The following is a 15,799-nucleotide window of genomic DNA, read 5'->3' on the forward strand; positions in this document are numbered from 1 at the left end:
TGGGTTCGTCCTGAACATATAAAAACCTTCCTTCGGAATTGTTTTATTCCGAATTCAACAAAAAAGGCTGTTGACCCTTCTTTGTCAACAGCCTCAGGGATGACATCTACGTCATCCCTTTCGTTCGCTCAAAATTGGAAAACAATTTTATTGACTTCCCAGGTGGAAGCTTCGTCGGCAAACTTTGACTTTGGCTGCCGTGCAAATCGATGGGTATACATCTACGCTATAACCTTTGGACACAATTCCCCAGGGATTATTGGCACAAAACTGAACGGATCATCACTCCCAGGTAGTTTGCACTATCGGAGATCGTATACCTGCTTAGTAGAACCCCAAAAAGGTTTCACCCTCATGATAATACTCCACAATGTACCTTTCCTTGGGGCAAAAGATCCAAGTATCAAAGCTGACGGATATAACATAATCTATGGCATTAATAACATTTTTTATAGAGGTTTTAAGCGTTGGGTACGCTACATTATCCCAGAAAACATAAACCGGCTCATTTACATTAACGTTATTTTTAAATAATTCCTCCAATATGTCCTCATCTACTACAATTTCCCTCTTCCATAACATTTTGCTGAAATCAACTTTTGCCACAGTCGGATGAATAGGAACAATTTCTTCAAATTCTTTTTCAATTTCTTTTGATTCTTCCTCAGACAAAACAATAACCTCGCCTTCTCTTTTCAATGCCTCGATACATTCATCAAAAAGAGTCATTTTCACTTCTCCCCGATCTAGCATCACCGTTGGGACCCGAGGCTTCTACCCCCCCTCCCTTCATCTTCTCCCAAAGAATCGCACTACCCAATAGAAAAGGAATCCTAAAATGCTTATATGTGATAGGTAAAGAATAACGTACAACAATCCCGGACCGCTTCCAGTGCAAAACCAGCAATCTTGACTGATCAGCCAAACGCGTGAGTAATAGTTCTGGTGTAAAGTAAATAGAATCAATAGCAAAACTGAATTTACCCCAAAAAATTCAATAAATACATGATTTGCTATATGTTCTATTATATAATTTCTTCCATTGAAAAAATAGACACCGACCCCAAGGGTTTTCCCCTACCGGAGGCTCTCTTATCCCATAAGAGCGATGAAGAAGAAAACAACTCCTGAAACGGGGTTGTTATGATCCCGGAACGTACGCACCAGGAGAAAGAAAAGGTCGCCGAATCCTCTGCTGGATGTCCATATCCTTTCCCCTCCGGGCGCTGATGCCCAACAGAAAGCCACCAGGGCGGATCCTAATCCGATCCACATTCGAGATATTCAACACAATATATAACATGGCGATAAAATCAAAATGCTTCAACAGCCATCCCGGTGCGCTTGTCAACATAAAAAGCCCGCCCCCGCTCCGATCGAAGAGCGAAGGGCAGGCTATTCTGTCGCCCTCTATTGAAGGCCCGCCTCCACTTCCTTCACCATCTCGCCGAGGGAGACCAAGCCGCCGCCGGACAGATACCAGTAGTTCGGATCCAGATACACGATGTTTTTGTCCTTGTAGGCTTTGGTCCCTTTCACCAGATCGTTGTTCAGCACCTGCTCGGCCGGCTGGCCTCCTTCACCGCTGACCACTTTGTCCCGGTCGATCACGAAGAGATAGTCGGGGTTTTTCTCGGCGATGTACTCGAAGGAAACGCTCATCCCGTGGGTGGCGGCCTTGATGTTCTTGTCCACCGGCTTGACGCCCAGGACGTCATGAATCAGTCCGAAGCGGGAGCCCGGCCCGTAAGCGCTTGTTTTTCCGCCGGTCGTGAGAATGATCAACGCTTTTTTGTCGCTGGCCGAGGCCTTTTCCTTTACCTTCTCGATGGTCTCGTTGATGGCCTCCAGTTCCTTCTCCACTTCCGCTTCCTTGCCGAAGATTTTCCCCAGGGTCTCCATGTTTTCCGTGAAGGACTCCATGTAGCGGCTGGTATCCACGCCCATGTAAATGGTCGGGGCGATTTTGGAAAACTCCTCGTACTGATCCGACTGCCGAGCCGAAATGATGATCAATTCCGGACCGAGGGAGCTGACCTTTTCAAAATCCGGCTCCTTCAGACTGCCCACGTTGGCATAGTCGCCGGCCCCATACTTTTTCAGATAAGGGGGAACGTTGGCCTGAGGAACCCCGGCCACCTCCACGCCCAGTTTATCCAGCGAGTCCAGCACGCCGAAGTCGAAGACCACCACGTTTTTCGGGTTTTTCTTCACCTTTGTCTCGCCCAGCTGATGTTTGACGACGATTTCTTCCCCTTCCTGCGAAGCGGAATCCTCCCGGGCCGTATTGGCGGAGGAGCCGCAGGCGGCCAAAGAGAGCACCAGCATCAGCATCAATGTACCGAGAAACAGTTTGCGCAGACGAACCATCTCGATCCTCCCCTTCTCTTATAGGAACTCACCGGAAGCCCCCCGGTTCATCCCTTCACGTGTAATAGATGGACAGGCGATTGTCGTCCACTTCCTGAATTTTGATGTTCATGTCAAACACGTCCCTCAACACGTCAGGCTGAATCATATCGCAGGTCGGCCCTTCATGGAGCACCTTTCCGCCTCTCATGGCGATGATGTAATCCGAGTAGAAAGAGGCGAAGTTGATGTCGTGAAGGACCAGCACGATCGTCTTTCCCAGATCGTCCACCATTTTGCGCAGGGTCTTCATGATCTGGACCGAGTGTTTCATGTCCAGGTTGTTCAACGGTTCGTCCAACAGGATATAGTCGGTGTTTTGGGCCAGCACCATGGCGATGAACGCCCGTTGCCGCTGGCCGCCGCTCAATTGGTCGAGGAACCGATCCTGCAGATCCTCCAGCTCCATGTACTCGATGGCCCGCTCGACGTGCATCCAGTCTTCCTTCGTCAAACGCCCCCGGGAATAGGGGAAGCGTCCGAAGCTGACCAGCTCCCGCACCTTCAGCCGGATCTGGAGGTGGTTGGACTGTTTCAGAATCGACAGCTTTTTGGCCAGTTCGTTATTCTTGACGCTCCCCAGTTCCCGACCGTCGATCCGGATCTCCCCCTCATCCTTCGGCACCAGACGGCTGATCATGGACAGCAGCGTGCTCTTTCCGGCGCCGTTGGGGCCGATCAGCGAAGTGATCTTCCCCCGGGGGATGTTGACCGAGACGGCATCGACGACCGCACGACCCCCGTACCGTTTGGTCACGTTTTGCACCTCTACCATGATTTACTCTCCCTCAACAAGAGATAGATGAAGTAAATGCCGCCGAAGAAGTTGATGATCACACTGATGGTGGTGGAAAAGGTGAAGAGGCGTTCAACCGCCCACTGCCCCCCGACCAACATCACCACGGCGATCAACGCGGCGGCGGCAATCACCGGCCGGTGGCGGTACGTGGACAGGAGATGGTAGGCGACATTGGCGACGATGAGCCCCAGGAAGGTGATCGGTCCCACCAGCGCCGTGGCGACGGATACCAGGGCGGCCACGATGATAAACAGCCGGGACACGACATAATCGTAATCCACCCCCAAGTTGACCGCATGATCCCGGCCCAGCGCCAGGACGTCCAAGAACCGAGCGAAACGCAGGAAGTACAAAAGCACGACGGCGACCGTCACCATGGAAACCCACAGCAAATCGGTGTGGATGTTGTTGAAGCCGGCGAACATCCGGTCCTGGATGACGAGAAATTCGTTGGGGTCGATGAGCATCTGCATGAACGACGTGGCGCTGCGGAAAAGGGTGCCCATGATAACCCCGACCAGGAGGACAAAAAAGATGTTTTTCTCCTCACGGCGGAACAGCAGACGGTACAATAGGACGGAAAACAGCACCATCAAACCGGCGGACATCAAGAACCGCACATTGTCGTCCATGAAGACAAAGGCTTGAGATCCGAACAGGAACACGATCGTCGCGTTGATAAACAGGTACAGGGCATCCAGCCCGATGATGGACGGGGTAAGAATCCGGTTGTTGGTGATGGTCTGAAAGACGACCGTGGAAAAGGCGATGGTCACGCCGGTCATGATGATGGCGGCCAGCTTCGCCGCCCTTCTCGGGACGATGTAATCCAGATTGCCGCTGAGGTGAGTCAGCATAAACAACGCAACGCATCCGAGGGCGACCGCGGCAAGGAGGGTCAGTTTGGTCCGATCACCCATGGCCCCGACTCCTCAACAGCAGGTACAGGAACACCCCGCTGCCGATGATCCCGACGGTCAGCCCGATGGGGATCTCATAGGGATATATGAGAATCCGCCCGAGGATGTCGCAGACCAGGAGGAAAACCGACCCCAGCAAGGCCGTGAGAAAGAGATTCTGCCGCAAATGAGCCCCCCGCAGGATGGTCACGATGTTCGGTATGATCAATCCCAAAAATGGAATCACCCCGACGGTCAGAATGACGGCGGCCGTCACCATGGCGACGATGACCATTCCGATATTCACCACCTGCCGGTAATCAAGTCCCAGATTGACGGAAAATTCCTCGCCCATGCCGGCGATCGTGAAGCGGTCGGCGTACAGATAGGCGATGACGATCAGCGGGATGCTGATGTACATCATTTCGTACCGCCCGCTGACGATCATGGAAAAATCGCCGTAAAACCAGGCTCCGATGCTTTGGATCAAGTCATGCTTGTAGGCGAAAAAGGTGGTGACGGAATCGATCACATTGCCCAGCATCAGGCCGACCAGAGCGATGAAGACGGCATTTTTGAACCGGATGCGCGCCAGGATTTTCATGAAGAGAAAGGTCCCCAGAAGAGCGAACAGAAACGCCAACAACATTTTTTGCAGAGTGGTGGCCGCGCCGAACAACATCAGGGACACCAGAATGCCCAGCCGGGCCGAATCCTCCGTTCCCGCCGTGGTGGGTGAAACGAACCGGTTCCGGCTCAATTGCTGCATGATGAGACCGACGATCCCCATGCTGGCGCCCGCGATGATCAGGCTGATCAGCCGGGGAACGCGACTGACCCACAGGATCTGCCACTGGTCTTCATCCCCTTGGAGCAAACCGGTCAGTTGGATCTCTTTGACCCCGACAAACAGGGACAGCACGGAAAGAATAAGCAAAACCGGGATGAGAAACCTTTTTTTCAACATAATCTGGCCCGTTTCCTCTATGCTGTACGCAATCACGCGCTCTTTCCTTTCAGTCGTCCTATCGGCTTCTACATGATAGAGAGAATCATTCTCATCTCATGTGGAAAAAAATAAGCTCCTCCTGCCTCCCCCCCCGATTTCATATTGGGATCCCATCCACGATTATATTGATAATGATTCTCATCGTCAATGACAAAGTTGTAAAACAAATTGTGAAAAAATGGCCAAAGGGCGTCAGCCGGTGTTCGAGTTTCCGCTACGGTCCACATTGGACGGCGGGGCGAGCGGTGATCCAAATCCTGCCCGAACGTCAAAGAAAGCCCCTGCCCCGGGAGTCTGTGAAGGAGGGACATGAAAGTCTGATAAAATAATCATGCGGGTCCGGTAAAGGAAACCTATCATCTCAACCAGGAAAGGAAGGACATGCCGTGAATATCGCCGTACTATATGCCAGCTCCCGCAGAGGCGGAAATTCCGAACGCTTGGCGAAGGTGCTGGTCGAAGGAATGGACGTCGACTCCCTTTTCTTGACCGATTATCGGATCGAACCGATCATCGACTATCGGCATACGGAGCCGGGATCCTATCCCGAGGATGATTACCGGAAACTGTTGGACCGGGTGCTCAAGCAGGACCTCCTGATCTTTGCCACCCCCATCTACTGGTACGGAATGCCGGGACCTTTGAAGCTCTTCATCGACCGCTGGTCCCAATCTCTGCGGGAAAACCGGAAAGAATTCCTGGACCGGATGACGGGAAAACGGGCGTATGTGCTGGCTGTAGGCGATGATGACCCCCATGTGAAGGGAAGGGCCTTGATTGAGCAATTCCGGCACATCTTCGATTTCGTCGGCATCCGGTTCGCCGGCCATGTGATCGGACGGGGAAACCGCCCCGGGGACATCGAACAGGATGCCGAAGCACTCTCCGCCGCGCGGGAGATCAGGAGCCGGATCCTGGCCGAAATGGAGGCCGGATCCCACCGCTAATCACAAAAAAACCAGGGTGCCGAGACGGCACCCTTTTATGATCGCTTTTCCGCAATCCATAACGATTCAATTGATGAACGGTGTAGAAGGCTTCGGCCATCGCCTGGATCGAGATGTCTCCGATCCCGGCCCGGTTTTCCCGAATGTAATCGACGATTTGGTCATCGGTGTCATTCAGCTTGTCCTCATTCAGTTGCACTCTTTCCTCAAACCTCATGAAAAGAACCCCCGTATCCCGCTCGGTCGACCTCGGCCCGCATGGTCCATCCGCGGCTTCGTCGTCTCCTTTGTCTATTGTAACCAACCGCCGAGGACCGGGCGAAAGAACGTCCCTGCGGATGCATCCCGACACGGGCGATGTCCCCGCCGGCTAACACCGCGCCGAGGGATGCGGCCCGCCCCGTCCGCGCCAAAAAATCAGGCGCCGGACAAGGGCGTCCCCTTCCCTCTACCATATCCCCAGCTGGCGGGGGGCCAGCCCCTCGAAGGTGAGCCCCATCATGTCGATCAGCTCTTTGGCGTTGGGGGCCGCGTCCCCCTGGGAGTTGTTGTTGAAGAGGATGGTGACCTGCCTGGCTTCCCGCTTCATCGCTTCGATGCGGGGAATCCACTCGGCCAGCTCCTCCCGGGAATAGCGGTAGGCATAGCGGACTCCGCGCCAGTTGGAGCGGCCCGTGTTGTTCCATCCCTCCCGGTTGCGGCCGTGGAAACGAATCAAAACGGCATCGGGATGGGTGACGACGGGAACGACCGGGATGGAGCCCTCCCCGGCCTGGGGCTCGTCGCAGACGGTGTGGATCAGCCCCTCCTCCTGGAGAAAGCGGAGGGTCCCCTCGCGAAAGCGGGGTGCGTACCACGTCCGGTTGCGGAATTCGACGGCCAGGGGAAAATCAGCGAAGGCCTCCCGGCACCGCCGGATATGTCGGACGTGTTCCCGGGTGCAGTCGAACCACGGGGGAAACTGGAACAACACCATCGACAGCTTTCCCCCCTCTTGAAACGGCCGAAGCGCGGCGGCAAAGCTGTCGGCCACCTCCTTCCAGGGGCGTTCGGGCGCTCCCTTCGGTCGGCCGTGGCCGGTCAGCTCCCGGTAGGCCTTCACCACGAATCGGAAGGTCTCCGGCGTGTCCTCCACCCAGCGGGCGCACCGCTCAGCGGGAGGAATGGCGTGATAGGTGCTGTCCACCTCCACCACCGGAAAATGGCCGGCATAGAGGGCCAGCTTGTCCCGCGAGGGGGTCCCGGGCGGATACAGGTCGTGATCTCCCCAACCGCACACGCCCACTTGAATCGGATTCATCCGGCTCCCTCCCTGTCTCTGGTGAACTCATTCTATCACAGGAATCGAAATTTCGCCCCGACATGGCCTCCCTTTCCCTTGGGCGGCTTTAGTTATACAATAGATGAAAGAAACCGTTGACCCGGAACAGAAATAGCTCACACCGGGACACCCTGCCGTTGAGGAGGTTTCTAAAGTGGCCCGCCAGGTATTGTCGATCCGGGCGGCGGTGGTCGACCATCTCCGGCAGTACTGCATGAAACAGCTGCCCAACGAGGCGTGCGGAATATTGGCCGGACAGGATCAGGAGATCACCCACTTTTTTCCCATCCCGAACCTGGACCAAAGCCCCCACTCCTTTCAATTCGAACCTCGCACCTATCTGGATACGATTCGGGAAATCCGGAAAAGGGGGCTGGATTGGATCGGCATCGTCCACTCCCACCCCAACACGGATCCGGTTCCCTCCGCCCGGGATCTGGCCAATTGGCATTACCCGGAAAAGAGCTACTGGATCCTCTCCCTCAAGGGAGATCAGAGCCGCCTCTCGGCCTACTACATCGCAAAAGAAAAGGTCGTCCCGGTGATGTACCAGATCATCGTCGACCGCTGAAGGAACGGAAACGGCCCGGAGCCGCCTTTTCCTACGGGAAGGCACCGCGCGTTTTCAAGAACAGTAAATCGGAGGAATGAAGAAAAGATGGTACCGTCCCCTGTACCCTCCTTACATACGGACAAGTATCAGATCAACATGATGTACGCCCATTGGAAAAACGGAACTCACCGCAGGCGCCGTGCCTTTGACCTATATTTCCGACAACTCCCCTTCGGAAACGGCTACGCCGTCTTCGCCGGACTGGAACGGGCAGTCCACTATTTGGAAAATCTCCGCTTTACCGAGGAAGACATTGAATATCTCGCCGGCCAGCCGGAAAACTACGACCCGGACTTTTTGAAGATGCTTCGCTCCTTCCGATTCACCGGCGATCTGTACGCCATCCCGGAGGGAACACTGGTCTTTCCGAACGAGCCCCTTCTTCGGCTGGAAGGGACGATCATGGAGCTGCAACTGGTGGAGACCGCCCTGCTCAACTTCGTCGGATACCAGTCGCTGGTGGCGACCAAGGCGGCCCGCATCCGCCACGTCGCCCCCAAGGACGTCCTGATGGAATTCGGCACCCGGCGGGCCCAGGAGACGGATGCGGCGGTGTGGGGAGCCCGGGCCACCTATATCGCCGGTTTCGACGCCACCAGCAATGTTCGGGCCGGTCAGCTCTTCGGCATCCCCACCCGGGGAACCCATTCCCATTCCTGGGTACAGGACTTTGACAGCGAACTGGAAGCTTTCCGCGCCTTCGTCCGCTCCTTCCCGGACCAGGCCATCCTGCTGGTGGACACCTACGACACCCTGAAGAGCGGCTTGCCCCACGCCATCCAGGTGGGATTGGAGCTGAAGCGGGAAGGAAAGCGACTGGCCGGCGTCCGCCTGGACAGCGGCGACCTGGCCTACCTGTCCAAACGCGCCCGGCAGATGCTGGACGAGGCGGGGCTGACGGACACCCTGATCGTCGCCTCCAGCGATCTGGACGAAACAACCATCCTCAACCTGAAATCCCAGGGAGCCCGGATCGACTCCTGGGGAATCGGCACCAAGCTGATCACCGCCTATGATCAACCCGCCCTCGGTGCCGTTTACAAAATGGTGGCCCGGTACGAGCAGGGCCGGTGGCTTCCGACCCTGAAAATCTCCTCCAATCCGGAAAAGGTGACCACTCCCGGCCGCAAGACGGTTTACCGGATTGTCGACCGGAAAACGGGCAAGGCGCGGGGGGATCTGATCACCCGGGTGGATACCGTCATCGATGAAAGCCGTCCCCTCATCCTCTTCCACCCGGTCCACACCTTCCGGAAAAAAAAGGTCACCCATTTCCGGGCGATCAACCTCCTCGTTCCCATCTTCCGGGACGGAAAACGGGTGTACGAACTTCCTTCCCTGGAGGAAATTCGAAATTACCATCGGGAGCAGCTCTCCCTGTTTTGGGAAGAATACCTGCGCCTCCTCAACCCGGAGGAGTACCCCGTCGATCTCTCCCGGGACCTGTGGGAGGAAAAGCAGAATCTCCTGAACAAGATCTACGCATCGATCCGGGAGGAAAACGGGGGTTAAACCGCAGGAGGATAAAAGAAGGGCGCCCCTCGAACGCATCGTTCGAGCAGGCGCCCGTTTTATTGCGCGATTTCCCGGATGAGCCGATACGGAGATGAGGGAAACCTCAAACCTGGGTGAATTGCTCCTCTTCCGTGGATCCCGTGAGGGCGGTCGTGGAGGAGCTGCCCCCGGAAATCACCATGGAGACTTCGTCGAAGTAACCGGTACCCACTTCCCGCTGATGGCGGGTGGCCGAATAGCCGTGCACTTCGCTGGCAAACTCCCGCTGCTGCAGTTCGGCGTAGGCGGCCATCCCCCGTTCCCTGTACTGGCGGGCCAGTTCGAACATGCTGTGGTTCAGGGCATGGAAACCGGCCAGGGTGACGAATTGGAACTTGTATCCCATTTCGCCCAGCTCATCCTGGAAGCGGGCGATGGTTTCGTCATCCAGCTTCTTCTTCCAGTTGAAGGAGGGCGAACAGTTGTAGGCCAACATTTTGCCCGGATATTTGGCGTGAATCGCCTCGGCGAAGCGGCGGGCTTCCTCCAGGTTGGGTTCCGAGGTTTCGCACCAGATGAGGTCGGCGTAGGGCGCATAGGCCAATCCCCGGGCGATGGCCTGATCCAGACCGGCGCGCACCCGGAAGAAACCCTCCGCCGTCCGCTCCCCGGTGATGAACTCCCGATCCCGGGGATCGATGTCGCTGGTGAGCAGTTTAGCGGCGTTGGCGTCAGTCCGGGCGATGAGGATGGTGGGCACTCCCATCACATCGGCGGCGAGGCGGGCGGCCACCAGGTTTCGAATCGCCTGCTGGGTCGGGATGAGCACCTTTCCTCCCAGATGTCCGCACTTCTTCTCCGAGGACAGCTGATCCTCAAAGTGGACGCCGGCGGCACCCGCTTCGATCATCGCTTTCATCAGTTCAAACACATTGAGGGTGCCTCCGAACCCGGCCTCCGCATCGGCGACGATCGGCGCGAACCAGTAGCGCTTGGCCCCGCCCTCGGCGTGTTCGATCTGATCGGCGCGCTGCAGGGCTTGATTGATCCGCTTCACCACGTGGGGGACGCTGTTGGCAGGATACAGGCTCTGATCCGGATACATTTGACCGGCCAGGTTGGCGTCCGCCGCCACCTGCCAACCGCTCAGATAGATGGCCTTCAAGCCGGCCTTCACCTGCTGGACCGCCTGGTTCCCGGTGAGGGCGCCCAAGGCTTTCACGTGATGCTCCGTTTTCAATAGGTGCCACAGCCGCTCGGCGCCCATCTTGGCCAGGGTGTACTCGATCTTGACGGAACCGCGCAGCTTCAAGACTTGCTCCGCGGTGTAGGGGCGGACAATGCCCTTCCACCGTTCGTCCTTCTCCCAGCTCTCCTGCAGGGCTTTGGCTTCCTGCGCATCAATCATGATCCATACCTCCTTGGTATATATTTGATAATATTGTAAATATTTTACATACTCGGTATAATACCGTCCCCTCCCCTTTCCGGAAGTTGAAACTCGGGAAAGGAGCGGATGAGACAGCCTCTGAACTTGCATGAAGGGACTAAAGCCGGTCCGATCGCGTCGGACTCTTGAACTTCTGGGGAGAAGGGGGGACGAAGTCCCCGGCCATCTCCCCTTTTCTGCATCAATCCAGGTACGCGTATCCCGGAAGGGTAAGGAACTCGGCCAATTGCTCCTGGTTGATCAGGCGGGTCAGAAGCTCCCGGGCCTCATTGAACTTGCCCTTTTCAAAGGCTTCCTCCCCGATCTCCTCCCGGATTCGGTCCAGCTCCTCCTGCATGAACCCTTCCACCAGCTCCCAGGTCACCTCGCGGCCGTCCTCCAACTTGCCCTCGGGATGGCGAATCCACTGCCACAGCTGGGCCCGGGAGATTTCCGCCGTGGCCGCATCCTCCATCAGATTGTCGATGGCGACGGCGCCGTAACCCCGGAGCCATGCCTCCACGTACAAAAGTCCCACCCGCAGGTTGGTCCGGATCCCCTGTTCGGTGATGGGGCCCTCGGGGACGGCCACCAGATCTTTGGCGGTCACCCGGACATCTTCCCGCTTCTTGTGGATCTGATTGGGCGTGGGCATCAGCTCGTCAAAGATCTCCTTGGCCACGGGAACCAGCCCCGGATGGGCCACCCAGGTCCCGTCATGGCCGTCGGAAGCTTCACGCCGCTTGTCTTCCCGCACTTTGGCCATGGCCGCCTCGTTCTTTTCCGGGTCGTTCTTCACCGGGATCTGGGCGGCCATGCCTCCGATCGCCGGCGCCTCCCTCCGGTGGCACGTCTTGATCGTCAGCAGGGTGTAAGCCCTCATGAAGGGTACCGTCATCGTCACCTTGCTCCGGTCGGGGAGGATCACCTCCGGCCGATTGCGGAACCGCTTCAGATAGCTGAAAATGTAATCCCAACGGCCGCAATTCAAACCCGCGGAGTGTTCCCGCAGCTCGTAGAGGATCTCATCCATTTCGAAGGCGGCCATGATCGTCTCGATCAGCACGGTCGCCTTGATGGTGCCCCGGGGAATCCCCAGCTCATCCTGCGCAAAGTTGAACACGTCGTTCCACAGCCGGGCCTCCAGGTGGCTCTCCATCTTCGGAAGGTAGAAATAGGGACCCGTTCCCCGGTCGATCAATTCCTTGGCGTTGTGGAAGAAATACAGGCCGAAATCGAAAAGCCCGCCGGACATCGCATCCCCGTCGACGAACAGGTGCTTCTCTTCCAGGTGCCAGCCCCGGGGCCGAACGATCAGCGTGGCCACTTCATCCTTGAGGGCGTACTTCTTCCCCTCGGGGCTGACAAAATCGATCCGCCGGCGGATGGCGTCCCTCAGGTTGATCTGCCCTTGGATCACATTCTCCCAAGTGGGAGAGAGGGCGTCCTCAAAGTCGGCCATGAAGCATTTGGCTCCCGAATTGAGGGCGTTGATCACCATTTTCCGGTCGCCCGCCGGACCGGTGATCTCCACCCGACGATCCTGCAGATCCTTCGGCAAAGGCGCGATGGTCCAGGATCCCTCGCGAATCGATCGGGTTTCCGGCAAGAAATCGGGCATCTCTCCGGCGTCGAGGCGCTCCTGACGCTGGGCGCGCCGGGCGAGGAGCTCCTTCCTTCTGTCACCGAATTTCCGCTCCAACCGGGCGACAAAGTCCAGCGCCTCCGGGGTTAAGATCTCCGCAACCTCCGGTGTCACCCGTCCTTTGACCTCTACCCCTTCCGGACATGAGAGGGTGGTCGTCATGAATGCTGCTTCCCCCTTCCGCTCGGGACGATTCTGTAGTAATACAATTCGCCCGTTCACCGTTATTGTATTACAACAGTAGTTGTCTTGCAACTACCTCTTCTTCATTTTTTCACTTCCTCCCGCTTTCAAACATTGCCGCCCGAAGGGGGCGATCGCATTGACATCCGCTCTCCAACCTGATAAAGTTGACTGTACGAATGAGAGAAATGCGATGAAAGGGCCGACAAGGGGAGCGCCGCGTCCCAGAGAGCCGGCGGACGGTGCGAAGCCGGTACGCGGAGCCCCTTGCACCCACCCTGGAGCAGCCGGCGATGAGCCGTGCCGGGTCCCCGCCGTTAACGGGTCAAAGCGGGCCGCCACAAGCGGCGGTCAAGCAGGGTGGTACCGCGGAGCGACTCTCCGTCCCTATCAGGGGCGGAGTTTTTGCATTTTAAGGAAAGGAGCGCATGCCATGCACGACGAAAAGGGTGTGACCCCGCAGTCCGAAGATTTTTCCCGATGGTACATCGATACCATCCGAAAGGCCGACCTGATGGATTACTCCCCGGTTCGCGGCTGCATCGTGTTCAAGCCGGACGGCTACGAACTCTGGGAGCGGATCCAGGCCGGTCTCGACAAACGTTTCAAGGAGACGGGGCACCGCAACGCGTATTTCCCGATGCTGGTGCCGGAGAGCTTCTTCCAGAAAGAAAAGGATCATGTGGAAGGCTTTAACCCCGAACTGCCCTGGGTGACCGAGGCCGGCGGCGAACAGCTGGAGGAACGGTTGGCCCTCCGCCCCACCTCCGAGACGATCATCGGCCACATGTACAGTCAATGGATCCAGAGCTACCGGGATCTTCCGGTGCTGATCAACCAGTGGGCCAACGTCTTCCGCTGGGAAAAGCGGACCTTTCCGTTCCTGCGCACCTCGGAATTCCTCTGGCAGGAAGGGCACACCGCCCACGCGACCGAGGAGGAAGCGCGGCGGGAAACGATGCAGATGCTGGAAATCTACCGGGATTTCGTGGAAAGCGAACTGGCCATTCCCGTCTGGACCGGGGAAAAAACCCCTTCGGAGCGGTTTGCCGGAGCCGTTCAAACCTACTCGATCGAAGCGATGATGAAGGACGGCAAGGCGCTGCAGGCGGGCACCTCCCACTACCTCGGCCAAAACTTCGCCAAGGCCTTCGACATTCAATTCCTGGACCGGGATAACCAGCGGAAGTACGTGCACACCACATCCTGGGGGGCATCCACGCGCCTGATCGGCGCCCTGATCATGGTGCACGGGGACGATCAGGGGCTCGTGCTGCCGCCGCGGCTGGCACCGGTGCAGGTGATCATGATCCCCGTCGGGCCGCCCAAAAAGCGGAAGGATGTGATGGGCCCCTTCGACCGGATCTTCGAAACGCTGAAACAGGCGGGAATCCGGGTCAAGGCCGATCTCCGGGATGAAAGCCCGGGTTGGAAATTCAACGAGTGGGAGATGCGGGGAGTGCCGCTGCGGATCGAACTCGGGCCGCGGGACGTCGAAAACAACCAGTGTGTCCTGGCCCGCCGGGACACCGGCGAAAAACTGACGGTCCCCCTGGACAAGGTCCTGGAAACCGTTCAATCCCTGCTGGATACGGAGATTCAGAAAAACCTGTTCCGGATGGCCGTCGACTTCCGCGACCGCCACTCCCACCTGGACCTGGAAACCCTGGACGACCTTCAACAACACATCGCCGCATCCTCCGAGCGGGGCGAACCGGCGGGTTGGATGCTGGCGGGATGGTGCGGAAGCGACGCCTGCGAAGCGAAAGTGAAGGAGGAGACCAAATTCACCTCCCGCAACATTCCCTTCCATCCTCCGGAAGAAAAGAAGCGTTGCCTGGTGTGCGGCGACAGCGCCCGGCATACGGTCTGGTTCGCCCGGGCCTATTGATCCGCGCGGTGGCCGCCACAAAAAAACTCACCCGGGCCGAAGAGCCCGGGTGCTTTTTTTTCGCCACGGCTGCCGCGTAGGGCGGGCAACCCGGGCCCCAGGCCAGGGTGCGGGATTTCCGGCAATCGTCGAAGACGATGGGAGGCGATGTTTCTCCGAGCACACGCCCCTCAAGTGAAGCCGAGGGGGAAAAAGGCCTCCGCCTGACGCTTTGTCAACAGCCTGAACCCCGACCCATGGCCCGGTTGAGACTGGCGACATACCGCGCGCCAAAGGCTCTTTAAAAATTGATGTTGGGGAAAGGGAGTGTGCCGCCGGGTACCTTGGCCATATGAACGAAACAAAACGGTACACCCCCTTTCGGCATCCGATGGGGATGGTTGGTTTCACAACTTCCTCGGCCCTATCAGCAGGGGTCGCTCTGTGAAAAACCGCTCCCACCTATACTCTGTCAACAACCGGGCCCTTCGGCCCGGCTTTCATTTTCCGACAGGCTCCTCCATCTCCGGCACGCCCTTGATCGCCGACCAAAATTGATTCCCTTAGCTTCTCCGGCCTCCCGCAACCGGTCCATTTTCTTTGTGATGCTGACCCCTATTGACAAGGATACCGGCTGACTATAAAATACGGCTATAAACAGTTCGTATATGAACAGTTCAAATTGGAAAATAGGGGTGGTTAAGATGAATCCGGAAGAGCAAACAGACGGACAACCAAGAGAGATATTGCGCACGTTTTGGCGAGTGAATACTTACCTGAGAAAAATAGCCCACAAAACGGCGACGGACAATAGGCTGTCTCTGCCCCAATTTTTTCTTTTGATGACGATTGGGCCGCTTGAATCGACAACACAGAAACAACTCGGACAAATGACGAGGTTTCCGAAGAGCACATTGAGCCAGGCCGTGGAAGGGCTTGTGCAGGCGGAATTCTTGGATCGACGGCCGGTCGAAGAGAATCGGAGGGAAATGCAACTTACCCTCACCGATAAGGGAAGGGCCATGTACGAGAACATTCGGCAACATAAAGGTTATGCCAATAATGTTTTTGAAGCGGCCGTGAGAACGCTCAGCGAAAAGCAACAAAAAGAACTGCTCGACTACCTGAGCAGAATTGAGAGCTATTTGGAAAAAGCCCTTATGGAGCAAGGGGAATGACCT

Annotated in this window: 13 protein-coding genes; 5 read left to right on the forward strand and 8 right to left on the reverse strand. The window is 57.0% G+C overall.

The window, feature by feature from the left end; genetic code table 11:
• Positions 1-324 precede the first annotated feature (324 nt).
• The 5 genes from CLV97_RS14645 to CLV97_RS14670 all read right to left on the reverse strand — a co-directional run bounded on the left by CLV97_RS14645 (position 325) and on the right by CLV97_RS14670 (position 5,071).
• Positions 325-729, reverse strand: a complete 405-nt coding sequence (locus tag CLV97_RS14645; protein WP_146130514.1) for a CDI toxin immunity protein — start codon at positions 727-729, stop codon at positions 325-327.
• A 681-nt stretch (positions 730-1,410) separates the two neighbouring features.
• Entirely contained in the window at positions 1,411-2,361 is a 951-nt protein-coding gene (locus tag CLV97_RS14655; protein ID WP_106346314.1) for a siderophore ABC transporter substrate-binding protein, read from the reverse strand.
• Between the two features lie 64 nt (positions 2,362-2,425).
• Positions 2,426-3,184, reverse strand: coding sequence for an iron ABC transporter ATP-binding protein (locus tag CLV97_RS14660; protein WP_106346277.1), 759 nt, complete (start codon positions 3,182-3,184; stop codon positions 2,426-2,428).
• A complete protein-coding gene (locus CLV97_RS14665) occupies positions 3,178-4,128 on the reverse strand; it encodes an iron chelate uptake ABC transporter family permease subunit (protein WP_106346278.1) in 951 nt (316 codons plus the stop codon). Before CLV97_RS14665 ends, CLV97_RS14660 begins: the two co-directional genes overlap by 7 nt.
• Positions 4,121-5,071, reverse strand: coding sequence for an ABC transporter permease (locus tag CLV97_RS14670; RefSeq protein WP_106346315.1), 951 nt, complete (start codon positions 5,069-5,071; stop codon positions 4,121-4,123). The genes CLV97_RS14665 and CLV97_RS14670 overlap by 8 nt, the downstream gene beginning before the upstream one ends.
• Positions 5,072-5,502: 431 nt before the next feature.
• On the opposite strand from CLV97_RS14670, the gene CLV97_RS14675 reads away from it, so the two are divergent.
• Positions 5,503-6,063 (forward strand): flavodoxin family protein, encoded by a 561-nt coding sequence (locus tag CLV97_RS14675; protein ID WP_106346279.1) that lies wholly within the window; start codon positions 5,503-5,505, stop codon positions 6,061-6,063.
• Between the two features lie 448 nt (positions 6,064-6,511).
• Here CLV97_RS14675 and CLV97_RS14685 read toward each other — a convergent pair whose 3' ends face one another.
• Positions 6,512-7,363, reverse strand: a complete 852-nt coding sequence (locus CLV97_RS14685) for a DUF72 domain-containing protein (RefSeq protein WP_106346280.1) — start codon at positions 7,361-7,363, stop codon at positions 6,512-6,514.
• A 175-nt stretch (positions 7,364-7,538) separates the two neighbouring features.
• Here CLV97_RS14685 and CLV97_RS14690 point away from each other — a divergent pair, with 175 nt between their 5' ends.
• Together CLV97_RS14690 and CLV97_RS14695 are read left to right on the forward strand one after the other, a co-directional pair.
• The gene (locus CLV97_RS14690) at positions 7,539-7,955 is read left to right on the forward strand and encodes a M67 family metallopeptidase (RefSeq protein ID WP_106346281.1); all 417 of its coding nucleotides are present in this window, start codon (positions 7,539-7,541) and stop codon (positions 7,953-7,955) included.
• An 87-nt stretch (positions 7,956-8,042) separates the two neighbouring features.
• Positions 8,043-9,509: a nicotinate phosphoribosyltransferase gene (locus CLV97_RS14695; protein WP_106346282.1), complete on the forward strand. Its 1,467-nt coding sequence runs from the start codon at positions 8,043-8,045 to the stop codon at positions 9,507-9,509.
• Between the two features lie 106 nt (positions 9,510-9,615).
• On the opposite strand, the gene aceA is transcribed toward CLV97_RS14695, so the two are convergent.
• Together aceA and aceB are read right to left on the reverse strand one after the other, a co-directional pair.
• On the reverse strand, positions 9,616-10,899 hold the full coding sequence (aceA, locus tag CLV97_RS14700; protein WP_106346283.1) for an isocitrate lyase: 1,284 nt from the start codon (positions 10,897-10,899) through the stop codon (positions 9,616-9,618).
• Between the two features lie 223 nt (positions 10,900-11,122).
• Entirely contained in the window at positions 11,123-12,727 is a 1,605-nt protein-coding gene (gene aceB / locus CLV97_RS14705; RefSeq protein WP_106346284.1) for a malate synthase A, read from the reverse strand.
• 454 nt (positions 12,728-13,181) lie between these two features.
• On the opposite strand from aceB, the gene proS reads away from it, so the two are divergent.
• Both proS and CLV97_RS14715 read left to right on the forward strand, forming a co-directional pair.
• Positions 13,182-14,639, forward strand: a complete 1,458-nt coding sequence (gene proS / locus CLV97_RS14710; RefSeq protein WP_106346285.1) for a proline--tRNA ligase — start codon at positions 13,182-13,184, stop codon at positions 14,637-14,639.
• 683 nt (positions 14,640-15,322) lie between these two features.
• Entirely contained in the window at positions 15,323-15,796 is a 474-nt protein-coding gene (locus CLV97_RS14715) for a MarR family winged helix-turn-helix transcriptional regulator (protein ID WP_170070555.1), read from the forward strand.
• Positions 15,797-15,799: the final 3 nt, after the last annotated feature.

It is taken from the genome of Planifilum fimeticola, assembly GCF_003001905.1.
Lineage (GTDB): Bacteria > Bacillota > Bacilli > Thermoactinomycetales > DSM-44946 > Planifilum > Planifilum fimeticola.